A 15,325-nucleotide genomic window follows, 5' to 3' on the forward strand; every position below is an offset into this window, starting at 1 on the left:
CGTTCGAACTACACTCCGCGACCGGTGTCCAACATGACCACGTATGCCCTGGGTGGCGTGGCGCTCGTGCTCATCGTGTTGATCGTGATCCTCGCGTTCCGGTGGGGGCGCGACGATGCCACGATCCGCAATGACGGATACGGCTCGGTGCACGATGCGACCGTGCTCGCGGTACTGGACCAGAACAACGGCACGATTCTCCTCGGTCGCCCCGACGCGTCGAAGACCATCGACGTGTACGAGGATCCGCTGTGCCCGTCCTGTGGTGCGCTGGAGCGGCTCTACGGTCAGGAGGTCGCGCAGAAGATCGACGAGGGCAGGCTCGCCGTGCGCTATCACCTGGTGACATTCCTCGACACCAAGTCCAAGAGCAAGGACTACTCGACCCGCGCGGTAGCCGCCAACGAATGCGTCGCCGCGACCGGTTCGGGTCCGGTGTACTCGAAGTTCCACACGTCGCTGTTCACCTCGAAACAGCCCAAGGAAGGCGGCGCGGATCTCAGCAATGAGGATCTGGCCAATGCCGCCAAGGAGTCGGGCGCGTCGCTGGAGGCGGTGCAGTGCATCAGCTCCGGCGCGAAGCTCGACGCGGCGAAGATCCATGCCCAGATGGCACGCGCCGCGCTGACCGATGCGAACGGTGAGGTCGCTACGCCCGCCGTCTTCGATGGCAAGAACAAGGTCGACGTGAACAACCACGAATGGGTCGTCGACCTCACCAAGTGACCGGTTCGTGCCGGGCGATGCCATCGCACCGCCCGGCACGACGTACTACTCGGCTGGTTCCGGTTCTTCCTTGGTGATCGCGGCGAGTTCATGCTCGACGAGTTCGTCGTGCGCCTTCGCCTCCGCGGCGGCCTTCTTCGGGTTCCAATTTCCGGACATCAGGAAGACGAAGGGCAGGAATACGATCTGCGCGATCAGGCAGATCCACCACCAGCGCTTCCACTGTGCTGGCGAATCCTTCGCAGCCTGCTGCACCTCGGTGCCGTGGGCGGCCAAATAGGCCTGGTCATCGGCCGGGATGGTGCCGACCGACTGCAGCTGCGCGGTCGCCTGTGCCAACTTGGGGCCCACCGTGGCCGCCACCGCGAGTTCGGCGGCCGGGATCTGCTGGGTGGCCTGCAGGCGTGCGATCGCCTGATCCACCGGTATGCCGAACTTCTTGGCGACCTGTCCGACCGCCGCCAGACCCGCGTTCGCATCGGCGGGGTTGGCGGACAGTGTCGCCAAGGTGGCCGAATCGATGGCTTGCAGCGTCGCCAACTCCTGCGGGTAGCGGGTGTTCAGTCCGATGGTCGCCTGGATCTCGGCAGGTGTCGCGCCGGTCAGCTTCGTCAGCGCGGCGACCTGAGCGGCCGGATCATTGGGGTTCTTCTGCAGTGCCGCGAGGGTGTCGGTGCCGACTGTCTGAATGGTCGCGAGTTGTGGACCGTAGTTGTGCTGGATCTCAGCGAGCCGCGGACCATAGTTGACCAGCGTGCCAGCGGTATTGATCACGATCAGCAAGCCGAATAGCACGATGGTGACGACACCGCGCAGCGTGCCGCCCCAGACCGCGAGACCTACCGCGGTCGCCGCCGGATTCCGGTTCTCCACGGTCTCGGTGAAGCTGGCCATCCAGGTCGCGTAGGCGATGCCCGCGCCGACCGCGATGACGCTCAACCACAATGCGAAGGTGTAGTACCCGGTGTCGGGCTTGTCGGTATAGCCGAGGAATACGAACAACCCGACAATGCTGATGAGCGCGCCGACGATCATGAACGGCTTGCGCACCTTGAGGTAGTCCGAGACGATGCCCGCCAGCACGAGCGCGATCGCGTTGGCGATCCAATACCAGTTACCCAGGGCATTGGCCTTGGCCGAGCTGAACCCGAAAATGGTTGCCATATAAACCGGTAGGAATGACACGATCGTGTAGAAGAACGCGAGGAACAGGCTGATCGCCAGTGCCGATCCGACGATATTGACACGCAGCATCTGCCGCCATTGCCCCTGCTCCAGCGTGCTGACATCCAACCCGCGCGCCCGCGCCTCGATCAGTGCGCGATCGCGTAGCGACACCATGATCTGGTCGCGCAGCGCCGGACTCAATTCACGCAGCCCGATCACCGCGAATACCGCGATGACGATGCTGATCACACCGCACAGCCGATAGTGGTACTGCCAATCGGGATGGGCACCGAGGGTATGCGTGGAGATTTCGGTGGTGATCAAGGCGCCGAGCACCGGGCCGAGGGTCCAGAAGCCCATGGCCGAAGCCCGGCCCAACTGCGGGGAGAAGTCACGAATCAACGCCGGAGTTGCCACCAGCACCGCGCCCTCGACAATGCTCACCACGCAGTAGACGACGAGGTAGGCCTCCTTGCTCGTGGTCGCGGGTACGGCGAACAAAGTGAGCAGTGAGCAGATCACCACGCCGTACGCGACGATATTGGCTCGTCCCCAGCGGTCGAGCAGACCGGCGAGCACCGAGGCTGCCGCACCAAAGGCGGCGCCCGCGATGAAGATCCCGACGAAGTACCGGAAGGACAGGTGGAAGTAGGCGATCAGCTCATTGCCCACCGCTCCGGTGACGAATAGCTGGTAGTACAGCGCCACTGACGTGATGACCACCAGGGCCAGATACCAGGAGCGGGCGGGCGTATCGGGATAGTGCGGTAGCTTGCGCTGCCACAGCCCCGTGAGCAAGGTCGGCGAGTCTGCGGTCTGGGTCGAGCTCATGGTCGAGATGCCTTTCTAGCCACGGCATTTCGTAAAGGACCTGAGCCGTCCGCGGGTCAGGACGAGTTGCCGGGTGGAAACAGGGTAGTGATATGGATCACTGACCGCAGGTGTTTCGGACCATGAGAGCGATTGATTGCGCAATTGAAATGGGCGGTACCGGTGAGTGGGACTGACAGTTGACCCTGCCGGCGGCCGTGCGCGGGTGCGCGAGTCGCAAATTCAGCGGTTGCGGAGGGGTTTTGCGCGGCGGGTGGTCAGCGGCGTCGGCGCGGAAGTTCGACGTTCAGCCGATTGGTTGCTAAAAGTGATTCCGACGCTGTTGATTTCGGTGATACTCGGGCGCTGTCGAGCGAAGTCGAATATCGACGACAACGGGGTCCGCGCCGATGGCACGGACCCCGTTCGATGGATCTGGGCTTACAGGTAAGCGCCGCACACGGGCCACGCGCCCGGGCCCTGGGTGGCGAGCACATTCTCCGCGACGCGGATCTGCTCGTCGCGGCTGGCGCTGCTCGGGTCGCCCGCGCCGCCGTTGGCGGACCACGTGCTCTGCGTGAACTGCAGGCCGCCGGAGAAGCCGTTACCGGTCGAGGTGCCCCAGTTGCCGCCGCTCTCGCACTGCGCGACGGCGTCCCAGTTGTGGCCCGAAGCCGAGGCTGTGGCGGTCGAGAGACCGAACGGAACAGCGGCGATGGCTCCGGCGACGGCGGCGAGGCCAAGGGCACGGGTGAACTTGCGGTTCTGAGTCATGTGGAGTTCCTGGCTGCGCCCGCTCGGCCCCGGCGAACATTCCGCCGTGTCCCTGCCCCCAGCGATGTCGGGGATCCTCGGAACCGCGGGGCAGGGTTACCGGCGTTCGGCGGTTCGCGTTCGAGCCCGTCTCGTTGATCGGGGCTGTCGACGACGGTAGCGAAGAATTCGCCACAGATCACGCTGGAATAACGTCCGAATTGCCTGAACCGATGAGTCAGAGTTTCGATATTCGCGCAGTTCGAATGCGCAAAAACGTATATCTACTACGCACCGTGATAGTTACGTTATGTGTTCGGGATCACTACGAAATGGTGACCCGGGTCGCGTTCTGCTGGCGAATCCTGGGATGAATGTCCGGTTCGGTGGTGGCTGCGGTGCAGGTCCCTGCCGTTACGAATGGTGAAGTTGTGGTCTGCTGGGTTAATTGTGAATCCAGCTGACTCCAATTCACCTGTTCAACGGAATCGAGCAAATACGGCCTGGCAGCTGGTCCGGCGACGCCCGAGAGCGGCGGATCTCGGTCAACGCGATACGGGAATCGCGTCCAAGGCGGGTTTCGAGGGGCCCCGGATGCCTGAATGGGCGGGCGATGCCGACGCCACATGGCACTTGGTGGCGACACGCGTGCGATCGGGCGTGTGTCGTCACCAGAGCCATGTGAGGTCGGGCCTGCCGGCGCATTCGCGGTGCCGTCGGATCGCGGCATCTCGGGCACTGGCCCGTTGTGCCTGGTCCTAGTGGGTCTCATCCGCGCGTAGAAACAGCGGAACCCAGGGCGGTTGGCATGCTCTGCGAGCTGTGCCACCGCAGTTCGCCTCGCCGTCGTCCGATCCCCGCCGCTATCCGGTGATACAGCGCCGAGTCGCGTATTCATCGTCGAATCCGGTGATGACCACTGTGTGTCGGCGCTGATTGCCGTCGGATTGCGGTAGCCCAGCCAGTGGCCTGAGGCTTGTTGTGGCTGGGTCGTACGGGTCTCATCGGTGGGTGGGAACGGCAGAGATCAGATCGGGTTGGGACGACACGGTGATGACCCGGTGTGCGCCGGAGTTGATTGCGGTAGCTCCAGGGAGTGGCTGGGTGGGGGCTGGTCGTGGGGGATCTCGTCCGCGGGCTGGAACGGCGAAGGTTAGGGCGGGTTGCGATGCCCTGGCCGACCCGGTGATAGCCGCTGCCGTGGTGATGTCCTGGACCGTGATGACCGTAGGTCCGGTCAGTCGCTGGGCGAACTGGTGGTTACGGCCGGTCGTGGGGGATTTCGTCTGTGGGGTGCAACGGCGAAGGTCAGGGCGGTTGGTAGTGCTCTGGCCGACCGGGTGATGACCGCTGTGGTGGAGGTTGTCGTCGGACCGTGATGGCGGCCGGCGCGGTCGGTTGCCTGGGGGGACCGGGTTGGTTGTGGCTGGTGGTGGGGGATCGCTCTTGTCTGTGGGCTGGAGCGGTGGTTGGGGCGGGTTGTGGTGCCCGGCGGATCCGGTGATGACCGGTGTGGTGGAGGTTGTGGTCGGACCGTGATGGCGGCCGGCGCGGTCAGTCGCTGGGCGACCGGGCTGGCTGCGGCTTGTCGTCGGGGATCTCGTCCTCCGGGCGGATTCGGCGCAGCTGGCCGTGTACGACGATGTAGCCGTCGAGGGGGTAGGCGATGTCTTCGGCGGTCGGGCGATCGGCGGGGCGGATCGGGATCGTCGCGGGTGCCTCGATCGGCTCGGATCGGTGGTGGCCGGTATACGGGGCGACGGGTGCGTCGGTGTCGGTGCGTGGGAACAGGTATCGGGCGCCCTCGCGGACCGTGGTGTGGATATCGCCGGTCGGCGCGGTCCATTGCAGGCGATCGAGATCGGCGCGCCAGGTGCGCCAGGGGAGTCTTTCGTTGTCCGCCAACGTCTTCAGGCGATGGTGGCGGGTGCACAGCACGGTCAGGTTCGTGCGGATCGTTCGTCCACCGGGCTCGCGCAGTTGGTGGTGGAGGGGGTGATTGTGGTCCAGTTCGGATTCCGCGGCGGGCATGACGCAACCCGGAAAACGGCACATGCCGTCTACTGCCCGCACCTCACGTTCCAGTCGCGGCGACGGCCGCCATTGCGCCACCTCCCCAGCGGCGGCCAGGTCATCGTCGGCGCTCGAGCGTTCCGCAATCATTTGGAAGCGTGCGTGTTCGGCCAGAATCCGGGCGAGTGCCGCATCGATCGGCCCATACCCGGCCAGGAAAGCCGGTGCATCCTGAATACCGAGCAAGGTGTCCGCCGGAATCCCGATCTGAATCAAAGGCCTGCGCGGCTTCTCGAACGGCACCCCGAACTTCGGACACCGCGCGCCGCGCCCGCAATGGCATTGCAACCGCCCCGACCCGTCCGCCAGCGCCACCAAGGCATCGGCCCGCCGCTGCGGCATACTGCGCGGATCCGACCCGCACACCTGCAGACTCATCTCCCGCAGCCGCATCGCCACGGTCTGCGCACCCGGCGCGGGTAGCAGCCCGTCGAACACCGCCATACCGTCCTGCACCGCCCGCAGCCGAACCTCCCGCTCGTCCTGCCGCAACTCCCGCCGCCGCTGCGTCCCACCGGGATCCAATCGCGCCGCCCACCGCCGCGCCGTCTGCCGCAGCCGCAGCGAATTGTTCCGCCCCGCCGCCTCGAGCAGCCGCAGCTCCAGCACGTCCAACACCTCCCTGGCCACCGCCCGGGTGCTGTCCACGATCACCCGCACCTTCGCCAGATCGATCCGCCCCGCAGCGAATGCCACCCGTGTTCGTGGCAACGAATCCTCCAGTGCCAGACCGATATCGATCAACGCCACCGCAGTGCCCTCGTCGACCTGCAGTGCCACGGCCGCCTCGCTGGCCGCGAACTCCCCGGCCCGCACCCCACCGGGCCCCGGGTCCGCACTCTCGGCCCGATGCCGCCGATACAACTCCCGCACCGCGAACACCTCGGCGGCCTGCGCCACCGCCGCCCGCCCATGCGCCGCCCGCAGGGCCTCGATCAGCCCCTCGTCACTCATGGCCCCGAAGTCCACGGATGAGAGATCATCGCTATCGAACATATGTTCGATTCTACGTCCGCGGAACGCCCTCCGCTACCCCTGAATCAAGGCGATTTGGTTGCCGACACGCCAGTGGTGTAACTTCGTTCAGGCAGTCAGGGAAACCTGAAAGCAACCCATTCGGGGCTATGGCGCAGCTGGTAGCGCACCACACTGGCAGTGTGGGGGTCAGGGGTTCGAGTCCCCTTAGCTCCACTGAATAGTGAAGCCGCAGGTCATCGACCTGCGGCTTCACTATTGTGTGGCATTGCGCGAACACATCGCGGTGATTCAGCGTCGCTTTTTGTTCCGAGCCATCCAGGGCCTTGAATGCCCGACGCACTCCGGGCAGGCGGGGTGGTAAACGCTCGCTCATGCCGAGTCGAGCGAGCCCGGTACCGCCTGCGGACTACTCCTCGGTGATCCAGTTACCGTGGAATCCGATCGGCACCCGCCGGGGCAGACACACGGCGGCTACCGGCCCGGCTTCGACGGCGGTGGCGTCGAGAATCTGCAGCTGCGAGGGCACATTCGTGTCGTCGTGGATAACGAGGGACATCAGCCAGCCCTCGTCCTCGCTGCGCGCGTCGGCCGCGGGGATGAATACCGCTTCGCCCGCGTTCCAGCCCGAACCGAGCTGATGCACAGTGGATTTGCCGGTATCGACGTCGTACTTGACGATGGTTTCCCGGTCGACCGCGTAGAGGTGCCGGTTCGGGCGGCCCACGTGGCGGGCGTGGACGGTCGGGAACTCCACCGACCGATCGTCGAGCGGCTGTTCGGCGACCCGGCCGGTCGCGGGGTCGAGCGCCCAGCGGTAGAGCTGCTGACCGCGGCCGGTACCCGGCGAGGGGGTTTCTCCCGCCAAAGCGGGCCATGTGGAGTTCCATGCCCTCGCGTCGTATCGAATCGCATCCAGAATGATGCGGCCCGAGCCGTCTTCACAGGCGTTGCCGACGTGGAAGACATAGCAGGGTTCCACCTCGAACCAGCGCACCGGGCCGCCGTTCTTGCTCATCACACCGAGGCGCGCGCCGTAGTCGTCGCTCCACTGGAAAGGCAGGCCCTTTCCCGAGAACTGCAGTGTGACTGGGAGATCCAGCCAGATTATGTGGTTCTCGGTGATCGCGAAGTCGTGCATCATGGTCGGGCCGGGCACGTCGACCGGGGTGCTGAACACCAATTCACCAGCGGCGGAAAGCCGGTGGTAGGTGACGAACGGTGCCCGCGCGTCGCAGCCGAAGAAGTGTAACTCCCCGGTGATCGGGTCCTGCTTCGGATGCGCGGTCATGGTGGTGGTCAATTCGCCCGCGAAGTCGAACGCTCCGACGGTGTCCAGATCTGGTGTGACTTCGATCGGGAAGCTGCCCTCCACCAGTGCAAACAGTCGTCCGCCGTGGCGAATGATCGACGTGTTGGCCGTGCTGTAGGCCCGATTGACGCCGCCGTCCTCGCACAGCGGCGAACCCCCGTCGAACTTCAGCGTGCGTACCCACCGGTTGCGGTACCAGTGCGCCCGTCCATTGCGCAGCCGCACGCCGTGCAACATGCCGTCACCGACGAACCAGTGCGGGCTTATGACGCCCGGCAACGGATTCGGCCCGTTGCGGAAGTACCGCCCATCCAGCTCGGCGGGCAGCGCACCGGCCACGTCCAATTCGATCGCATCGATCTCGCCATCAACCGGCGCGTAGGGACCGGTCATGTAGCTCGGAAGGGGTGTTTCGCTCTCGACCTCAGGTGAGTGTTGTTGCGGGTCCTCGGCTTTGCCGGATTGCTTCATAACTGCTCCCGAGATGCTAAGCGTTGACCAGTCGGCGAACCGCGGCGGCGACTTGCTCGGGTCGTTCGGCGGGGATGATGTGCTCGGAGTCTGCATCCTCGTATCGCGCGCCGACCTGTTCGGCGTATCGGCGCTGGTATTCGCGCATGAGGTCGAGATTGCGGGCCTGGTAGCGGGCGGCGTGGATCGCCGAGATGACGATGACGCCGGATTTCGGCGGTTGTGGTGGACGGCGGCGGAATTCGTCTATCGCCCCCGCGACGGCCGCTATTTCATGCCGGGTGGTGGCGAGTCCGGCGGGGGTGAAGTCCTCGGCCAGCATGGTCGCGTAGCTGTCGGCGGGGAACTTGCGCCCGTAGGAGCGGGTCAGCATCCGCATGAGTGGCGGGTAGTGGCTCAGTGCCTGCTGCACGGCGAGGATGCGGTCGGTCTTCTTGACGGTCGGCGCCCAATTGTCGTAATTCGGAGCGGCTTCCGGTGTCGGGTCGATGAGGACGAGACCGGCAGGCGACAGCGTTTCGGCGGCGCGACGCACGATCAGCCCACCCATGCTGTGCCCCACCAGGATCACCCGCCCCGGTGTGAGCGCCTGGACCAACGCCACCAGAGTGGCCGCCATGTCCGTGATGGTCTGTGGCTCGGCGGGCCTGCCGCTGCGGCCGCGACCGGCCCTGTCGTACGCGACGGTATGCGCGACATCCCCCAGCAACGGCACCACTCGATCCCAGAGCATTCGACTGGCGCCCCCACCGGATTCGAACACCACCCAGGTGTCCCCGACGCCGGTCTCTTCGAAGTAGATCTCGGTGCCGTTCACCATCATTCGACGCCCAGGAACATTCCGCATCACGGTCATCCTTTCAACCAATACCAACTTTGGGAACGGTACCAAATATGGGATAGTAGCGAAATGGACCCGACCGAGTTGCTGCTCCACCCGGTACGATTGCGCATCATCCACGCGCTGTCCGGCGGCCGGTTGCGTAGCGCCGGGGAGTTGTGCGACCGCATGCCCGATGTGCCCCGGACCAGCGTCTACCGGCAGCTCGGCCTGCTCACGGAGGGCGGAATGCTCGAGGTCGGTGATGAGCGGCGCGTGCGCGGCGCGGTGGAACGCTCCTACCGATTGCGACCCGACCGTCCGACCGTCTCCCCTGAGGCGAGCAGCGCGATGACCCCGCACGATCACCGCCAAGGGTTCGCGGCGGCCATGGCCGTCCTGCTCGCCGAGTTCAACGCCTACCTCGATCGAGCCGACGCCGACCCCGTCGCCGACGCGGTCGGCTACCGCCAAGCCACCCTGTGGCTCAGCCCCGAGGAGCTCGACACCATGCTCACCGGCTTCCGCGACCTCGTCGCACCCCTCGCGGCGAACCAGCCCGGGCCAGCCCGCAGACCGTACTTGATCAGCCCGATCCTTTTCCCAGGCGAGAAACCAGCATCGCCGAGCTGACAGTGCTACCGCACGTTCGCCGCACCCGGCACGCCAACAGCTTCGGGACTCCGGGGCCCCAGGTATCGCCACGGATTGAAACTTCGATTGTTGCAAGCGATTCGCCGCTGGTCACCCACGACGTTTGCAGATCCTGGGTCCCGGTCCAGCTCGCAAGCTCGTTGTGCCGGCCTGGTCATCGGCTCCCGGCAGTCCGCGTCGAGCGGGCGTACTCGATAGGCGTCTGGCCGTAGCGTTTTTTGAAGGCGCGAATGAAGTGGCTGCTGTCGGAGAATTGCCAGTGCGCGGCGAGTTCGGAGACGTTCGGCCGACGGGACGGGGCGGCGAGGGCATGCCGGGCCTGTTCCAATCGGCGGTGGCGGATGTAGGTGGTCACCGACTCTCCCGCCGCGGTGAACGCCCGTTGCAGGGTGCGCGTGGAGACGTTGAGCTCACGTGCCAGCATCGCCGGGGACAGCTCGTGGTCGGCAAGATAACGGTCCGCCAGGACCTTCGCTGCCTGGACGAGCGCGGGCCTGAGCCCGGGCTCCGTACCGTCGAAACGCCCCGCCACCACCGCCTTGGCCAGCTCGATCAGAGCGCCGTGCGCAGCGTGCACGCCGGCCGGGCCGAGGGCTGCCACGGTGGTGTGGACCATGTTCGCGTGCGCCGTCAGCAGACGCATCTCGGCCGAGTCCGCCGACTCGGCGATGCTCCGGTTTCTGAGCCGCGGCTCGAGCATCGCAGAGGGCAGCGTGAGAATCTGCACCGTGGTGTCCGGCGCTGCCCCGAAGTGCAACGGCGGTCCGTGCCGCAAGAGGAACTGCCCGGCGGCCACAGTGTATTCGGCGCGATCGGGCGAGCCGCCCAAAAACCATGTGCCGCGCCGCACTACGTAGATCCGTGCCTGATCTTCATAGCCGAGCGGAGTACCCCCCGTTCGGATGACGGTCGCGCTGTCGAGGTCGGTGACCGCCACGTCGAGCACCTTCGCCACGCGGCTCCTGACCCGGAAATCACCGGTCGTGACCGCGCTGAAGGTCGGCAGCGGGAACCCATCGCCGACCTGCGTCAGCCACCCGCGCCGGAACACATCGAAACCGCGCGATCCCGCGCCAGGGACGGTGGAATCCAGCGAGAACCCCCCGCGCGTGGCGGCGACCTCCGCTGCAGGTTTGTTCATCGCCGACCGATCCACTCCGCGTTCGTTTTCCGGATCTCTTTGCGCCCATGTTCTCCCGCGGTTGAGGCCGAGTCAAACGGCCCGGAGCGGCGGCGATGCCGGTCACGCCCGTGCATGTGGTGAAAACGTTCCATCCCGGTGGCGCGCTTGTTCAAGCGTGCGCCGGGGTGGTTTTCCTACGGTGTTTTCATGGATTCCCTCAGCGCCTCCGCGTTTCCGGCCCAGTGCGACATTCGAGTGCGGCAGGGCGATCTCGGCCGGAACGGCGCCGTGAGCACGATCGGGATTGCTCGCTGGCTGGAGGACGCTCGGATACGGGTGAAACTGCCCCGATTCGAACGGCTCGCCGGGGCCGGTGAGTTCGGTCCCCACCAGATCATTTTGGTCAGCCAAAGGGTCGAACGGCTGGCCTGCGTCTTCCACACCGATGCCGATGTACAGGTGCACACCGGGATTCGGCACATCGGGCGGTCATCGTTCACTTACGAGCAAGCGGTGTTCGCCGGCGGCAGGCGGGTAGGCGGCGGCGGGGCCACGGTGCTGCATCTCGGTCCCACGGGGCCGCTCGCGCTCCCGGACGAGTTGATCGCGGATCTCACCGACTTGGCCCTACCGGATTCGAGCGAGACGGCGGCGCCCCGTCCGGGTACCGAGCGCAGGCAACGGGACCGCTACCCGTTCTTCGTGCCGCTGCGTGCCCGGATAGGCGATGTCGATTCCAATCAGCATGTCAATTACCTCGCCATGGCCTCCTGGTACGACGAGGCGGTCGCGGTGTTCACCGCAGCGGCGCTCGGCGAGAACGGGCTGGTGCCGGACCTGTCACCGTCGTCGTATCGAATCGACTACCTCGGCGAAGTCACCTATCCGGGCGACTACGAGATCGGTGTGCTCATCCGCGCTTTCGGCGATGACTCCGTGGATTATGAACTCGGGATCTTTCGCGGTCGCACCTGCGTGGGGGTCGCCGACGCCAGCGGAGCACGAGGTGTGTTGTCCGCCAAGTCTCTTGGTCCCGGCAGTCCCCGTGAGCGGGGGTGCTCGACGGGCGTCCGGCCGGAGCGACTTGTACAGGACCAGGGACTGAGGAGCCATCACATGCAACACGAACCAATCGTTCTGGACACCACAGGTGCCGACATCCACGCCGAGTCGGCCCGGATCCGCCGGAATGGGCCGATCACCCGGGTCATGCTGCCCGGCGGCGTTCCCGCGTGGTCGGTGACCGACACCGCCGTGCTGCGCCGCCTGCTGACCGACTCTCGAGTATCCAAGGACGCCGGCCGGCACTGGCCGGCATTCGAGAAAGGGGACATCCCCAAGGATTGGCCGCTGCGCTCGTGGGTCGCCGTCGACAATATGTTCACCGCCTACGGGTCCGAGCATCGACGACTGCGCAAGCTCGTCTCACCGGCGTTCACCCACCGCCGGACAATGGCGATGAGCCCACGTATCGAAGCGATCACCGCCGACCTGCTGGACCGGTTGTCGGCGATCCCGCCCGGTGTCGTGGTCGATCTGCGGCAGTGCTTCGCGTATCCGGTACCGATCCGCGTGATCAGCGAATTGATAGGCGTCCCAGATCATCTGGCCGCCGCGCTGCACGCCTGCGTCGACAGGTTCTTCAACACCTCGGGCACCCGCAAAGATCCGTCGGCCAACTATCTCGAAATGTACCGGCTGGTCGGCGAACTCGTCGACTGCCGCAGAGATGCGCCCGGCGACGACATCACCAGCGTGCTGACTGCCACCTACGACGAAGACGGCACGCCGCTGACCGAGAAGGAACTGGTCGACACCCTCATGCTGATCATCAGCGCCGGACATGAGACCACCGTGAACCTGCTCGATCACGCGATTTTCGCGCTGCTGACCCACCCGCAGCAGCGTGCCGACGTGCTCGAAGGGCGGTCGAGCTGGACCGACGTGGTGGAGGAAACTTTGCGGTACCAAGCACCCATCGCGCATCTGCCGCTGCGGTTCGCGGTCGAAGATCTCGACATCGACGGCCTACTCATCCCGAAAGGCGACGCGATCCTCGCGTCCTACGCCGTGGTCGGCCGCGACCCCAAGGTCCACGGGCCCAACGCCGACGATTTCGATGTGCACCGCGGCACCAGAGATCAACACGTCGCCTTCGGGCACGGCGCCCACCACTGCCTGGGTGCACCACTTGCCCGGCTCGAGGCGCAGATCGCGTTGCCTGCCCTTTTCGCTCGCTTCCCAAGGCTGAGTCTGGCAGCCGAGCCGAGCGAGCTGCGGCCGATGGGCAGCTTCATCGCCAACGGACATTCCCGGCTACCGGTCTCCCTCACCGCCTGAGCTGCCACGAAACCGCGTACGGGTGGTGCCGGTTCACCGTCAAGTGTCCGCTCGCGGGCAGGAGATGGACACCATGACAATCGGCTCAGCCGGATGGACTGCGGCGCGACACGACACGGATTCTTCGGCCCCCGATCGCTCACCTGACGAATCCACAGTCGGCTACCGGCGAACCTGGCCACCGCCGTTCACGGTATTCGGTGCAGGCGAGCGACGTTCGGCTGATCAGTCGGTTTGCGGCTCGCCGTTGTTGTCGGGCTCTTGTTCATCCGGCTTCGCTTGGTGGCGTCGGTGGTCCGTGAGCGCGATGAACAGCCGGAAGTTCGGAATCAATTCAAGCGCTGCGCCTTTCAGTGGCTTCCATTTTCCGTCGACAGTTATGCCGACTCGCCCGACATCGGCACTTACCTCCTGGATACCGGGCCAGGGGGTGGCCGGGCCGTCGGCGGAAATGTCGGTCGCGGAGATGCGGATCGGGCCGAAGTCGAGGGTTCCGCCTGCGTCGAGTTCTGCTGTGGCGGAGGCGAAACGGGCTTTGACGATGCCATCGTGGATTGTTGAAGCCCAATACTGTGGGTCTGTGTACCCGCCGCGTTGCCAGAAGTCGGTCTCGAAGTACCCGGCGAGCGGAAAGCTCTGTCCCGCAATGTCGGTGAGGGTGCCGGCGTAATCCTTCGGCCGACCGGCTCTGCGCCGGAAGGCATCGGCCGGATACTCGAAGACGTACAGGTAGGCGAGCGTGATGTCGTAGCGTGCGACTCGGATGATCCCGTTCGCAGCCACCACCACGAGGCCGTGCTCATAGAGCGCCAACTGCGCATTCATGTCGATAAACCGCGACCAGCGGCGAAATACGAGCGGAATACCCAGCATGAGGAACCACAATGCCGCCCACACCACGCCTGCGGCGGCTCCGGCCAGATATCCCCACGTGCCGCAAAGGATGATCGTGAGGGTGCCCCACATTGCGTAGCCGCGCCAGGGAATCGGTGGCATCCGCCACGGGTACGTCGCGACGGGATTCCCGAGATGTGCTTTGGCAGCCGACGTTTCGATCTCAGACGGCAGCTGCGGGCCATCGGGATCATTCGATTCGGGCACGACTCCTCCTTCGTGTCGTGCCGCTTGACGCTACCGTCGCTCGCCGCGCGATGTAGGGGATCGATCCCGACGCGTCTCTGCGGGCAGGGTAGCGGCTCGAGGCTTTTCGGCACGAGCCTCGGGGTGCTGCGGGCGAATCCTCCGGCTGGCCCGCTCAACCGCAGTCGGGACCCGAGAAAGCCGCCGTGACGGCTGGGAAAATGCCCGCACATCGGTTGATGCGGACGTTCGCGAGATCGACTGCTGGCCAATGACTGTGCGCGGCCGAACGACCGGAACGCGGCATGACAGTGCGGTAGCGGTTGGCCGGTCAGGCACTACACCACAAACTCGATTTCGGCCTCGGAACCTGATGCGGCGAACGGGAATCCGGTCTAGCGGACCAGCGGGAGGAAGATCGTGTCGACGATCTCCTCGATCACCTCGGGTGCTACCGGCCGTAGCGTCATCATCGCCTCACCTCGAAGCAGGTCGAAGGGGAGTGCGGCGATCCGTGGCGTGAGCTTGGCTGGATCGAGCTCGCCGCGCTCGATGGCGCGCTGCATGATCTCGTCGCGTCCGGAGCGGCGCCCGGCGAGGATCATCTCGCGTAGCTCGGCGAAGCTGCTTTCGGTCTCGGCGAAGTAGCCGGCGAGCAGCAGGCTGAGTTGGGTGAGGAACGCGCTCCGCTTCTCGCTCAACTCGGTCAGGGTGGTGATCAGGTCGCCACGCAGGGATCCGGTGTCGGCCGGGGTGATCGGCTGAATCACATTGCGCCGCACGACTGCCGCCTCGACCAGCTTCTGCTTGTCCGCCCAGCGCCGATAGAGCACCGGTTTGCTGGTGCCGGCTCGCTGCGCGACGGAGTCGACGGTCAGGTTCGCATACCCCCGCTCGCTCAACTCGTCCCAGGCCGCTTCGAGGATTGCCGCCTCGAGTGCTTCGCCGCGCCGTCGTCCCACAGCACTCCTTAGAACCTTTGACGTTTCATATCGCCATACCCTACGTTGGTCTATAAGAA

10 protein-coding genes, 1 tRNA gene and 1 pseudogene are annotated in these 15,325 nt (G+C 65.5%); 4 read left to right on the plus strand and 8 right to left on the minus strand.

Translation table 11 applies throughout. The features are described 5' to 3' along the window. Positions 1-33: 33 nt before the first annotated feature. Positions 34-726, plus strand: a complete 693-nt coding sequence (locus ACQP1G_RS09630; RefSeq protein WP_433201063.1) for a DsbA family protein — start codon at positions 34-36, stop codon at positions 724-726. 45 nt (positions 727-771) lie between these two features. On the opposite strand, the gene ACQP1G_RS09635 is transcribed toward ACQP1G_RS09630, so the two are convergent. From ACQP1G_RS09635 to ACQP1G_RS09645, 3 genes and pseudogenes are all read right to left on the minus strand, one after another. Next, positions 772-2,724 carry an MFS transporter gene (locus ACQP1G_RS09635; protein ID WP_433201066.1) on the minus strand — a complete coding sequence of 651 codons (1,953 nt, stop codon included), beginning with the start codon at positions 2,722-2,724 and terminating at the stop codon, positions 772-774. A 423-nt stretch (positions 2,725-3,147) separates the two neighbouring features. Further along, positions 3,148-3,477: pseudogene (locus tag ACQP1G_RS09640) on the minus strand (transglycosylase family protein); the annotation flags it as partial. Between the two features lie 1,533 nt (positions 3,478-5,010). After that, positions 5,011-6,525 (minus strand): DUF222 domain-containing protein, encoded by a 1,515-nt coding sequence (locus ACQP1G_RS09645; protein WP_433201069.1) that lies wholly within the window; start codon positions 6,523-6,525, stop codon positions 5,011-5,013. 122 nt (positions 6,526-6,647) lie between these two features. On the opposite strand from ACQP1G_RS09645, the gene ACQP1G_RS09650 reads away from it, so the two are divergent. After that, positions 6,648-6,720 (plus strand) — tRNA-Ala (locus ACQP1G_RS09650). A gap of 193 nt (positions 6,721-6,913) precedes the next feature. On the opposite strand, the gene ACQP1G_RS09655 is transcribed toward ACQP1G_RS09650, so the two are convergent. Together ACQP1G_RS09655 and ACQP1G_RS09660 are read right to left on the minus strand one after the other, a co-directional pair. Then, on the minus strand, positions 6,914-8,287 hold the full coding sequence (locus ACQP1G_RS09655) for a carotenoid oxygenase family protein (RefSeq protein ID WP_433201072.1): 1,374 nt from the start codon (positions 8,285-8,287) through the stop codon (positions 6,914-6,916). A 16-nt stretch (positions 8,288-8,303) separates the two neighbouring features. Further along, the gene (locus ACQP1G_RS09660; RefSeq protein WP_433201075.1) at positions 8,304-9,134 is read right to left on the minus strand and encodes an alpha/beta fold hydrolase; all 831 of its coding nucleotides are present in this window, start codon (positions 9,132-9,134) and stop codon (positions 8,304-8,306) included. 63 nt (positions 9,135-9,197) lie between these two features. On the opposite strand from ACQP1G_RS09660, the gene ACQP1G_RS09665 reads away from it, so the two are divergent. Beyond that, positions 9,198-9,740, plus strand: a complete 543-nt coding sequence (locus tag ACQP1G_RS09665) for a helix-turn-helix domain-containing protein (RefSeq protein WP_433201078.1) — start codon at positions 9,198-9,200, stop codon at positions 9,738-9,740. 175 nt (positions 9,741-9,915) lie between these two features. Here ACQP1G_RS09665 and ACQP1G_RS09670 read toward each other — a convergent pair whose 3' ends face one another. Continuing rightward, entirely contained in the window at positions 9,916-10,902 is a 987-nt protein-coding gene (locus ACQP1G_RS09670; RefSeq protein WP_433201081.1) for a helix-turn-helix domain-containing protein, read from the minus strand. A gap of 189 nt (positions 10,903-11,091) precedes the next feature. On the opposite strand from ACQP1G_RS09670, the gene ACQP1G_RS09675 reads away from it, so the two are divergent. After that, positions 11,092-13,224: a cytochrome P450 gene (locus tag ACQP1G_RS09675; protein WP_433201084.1), complete on the plus strand. Its 2,133-nt coding sequence runs from the start codon at positions 11,092-11,094 to the stop codon at positions 13,222-13,224. 225 nt (positions 13,225-13,449) lie between these two features. Here the strand turns inward: ACQP1G_RS09675 and ACQP1G_RS09680 are convergent, their stop codons facing one another. Both ACQP1G_RS09680 and ACQP1G_RS09685 read right to left on the minus strand, forming a co-directional pair. Beyond that, entirely contained in the window at positions 13,450-14,325 is an 876-nt protein-coding gene (locus tag ACQP1G_RS09680; protein ID WP_433201087.1) for a DUF6585 family protein, read from the minus strand. Between the two features lie 374 nt (positions 14,326-14,699). After that, positions 14,700-15,266, minus strand: coding sequence for a TetR/AcrR family transcriptional regulator (locus ACQP1G_RS09685; RefSeq protein WP_433201090.1), 567 nt, complete (start codon positions 15,264-15,266; stop codon positions 14,700-14,702). Positions 15,267-15,325 lie beyond the last annotated feature (59 nt).

This window comes from Nocardia sp. CA-107356, assembly GCF_050946365.1.
Lineage (GTDB): Bacteria > Actinomycetota > Actinomycetes > Mycobacteriales > Mycobacteriaceae > Nocardia.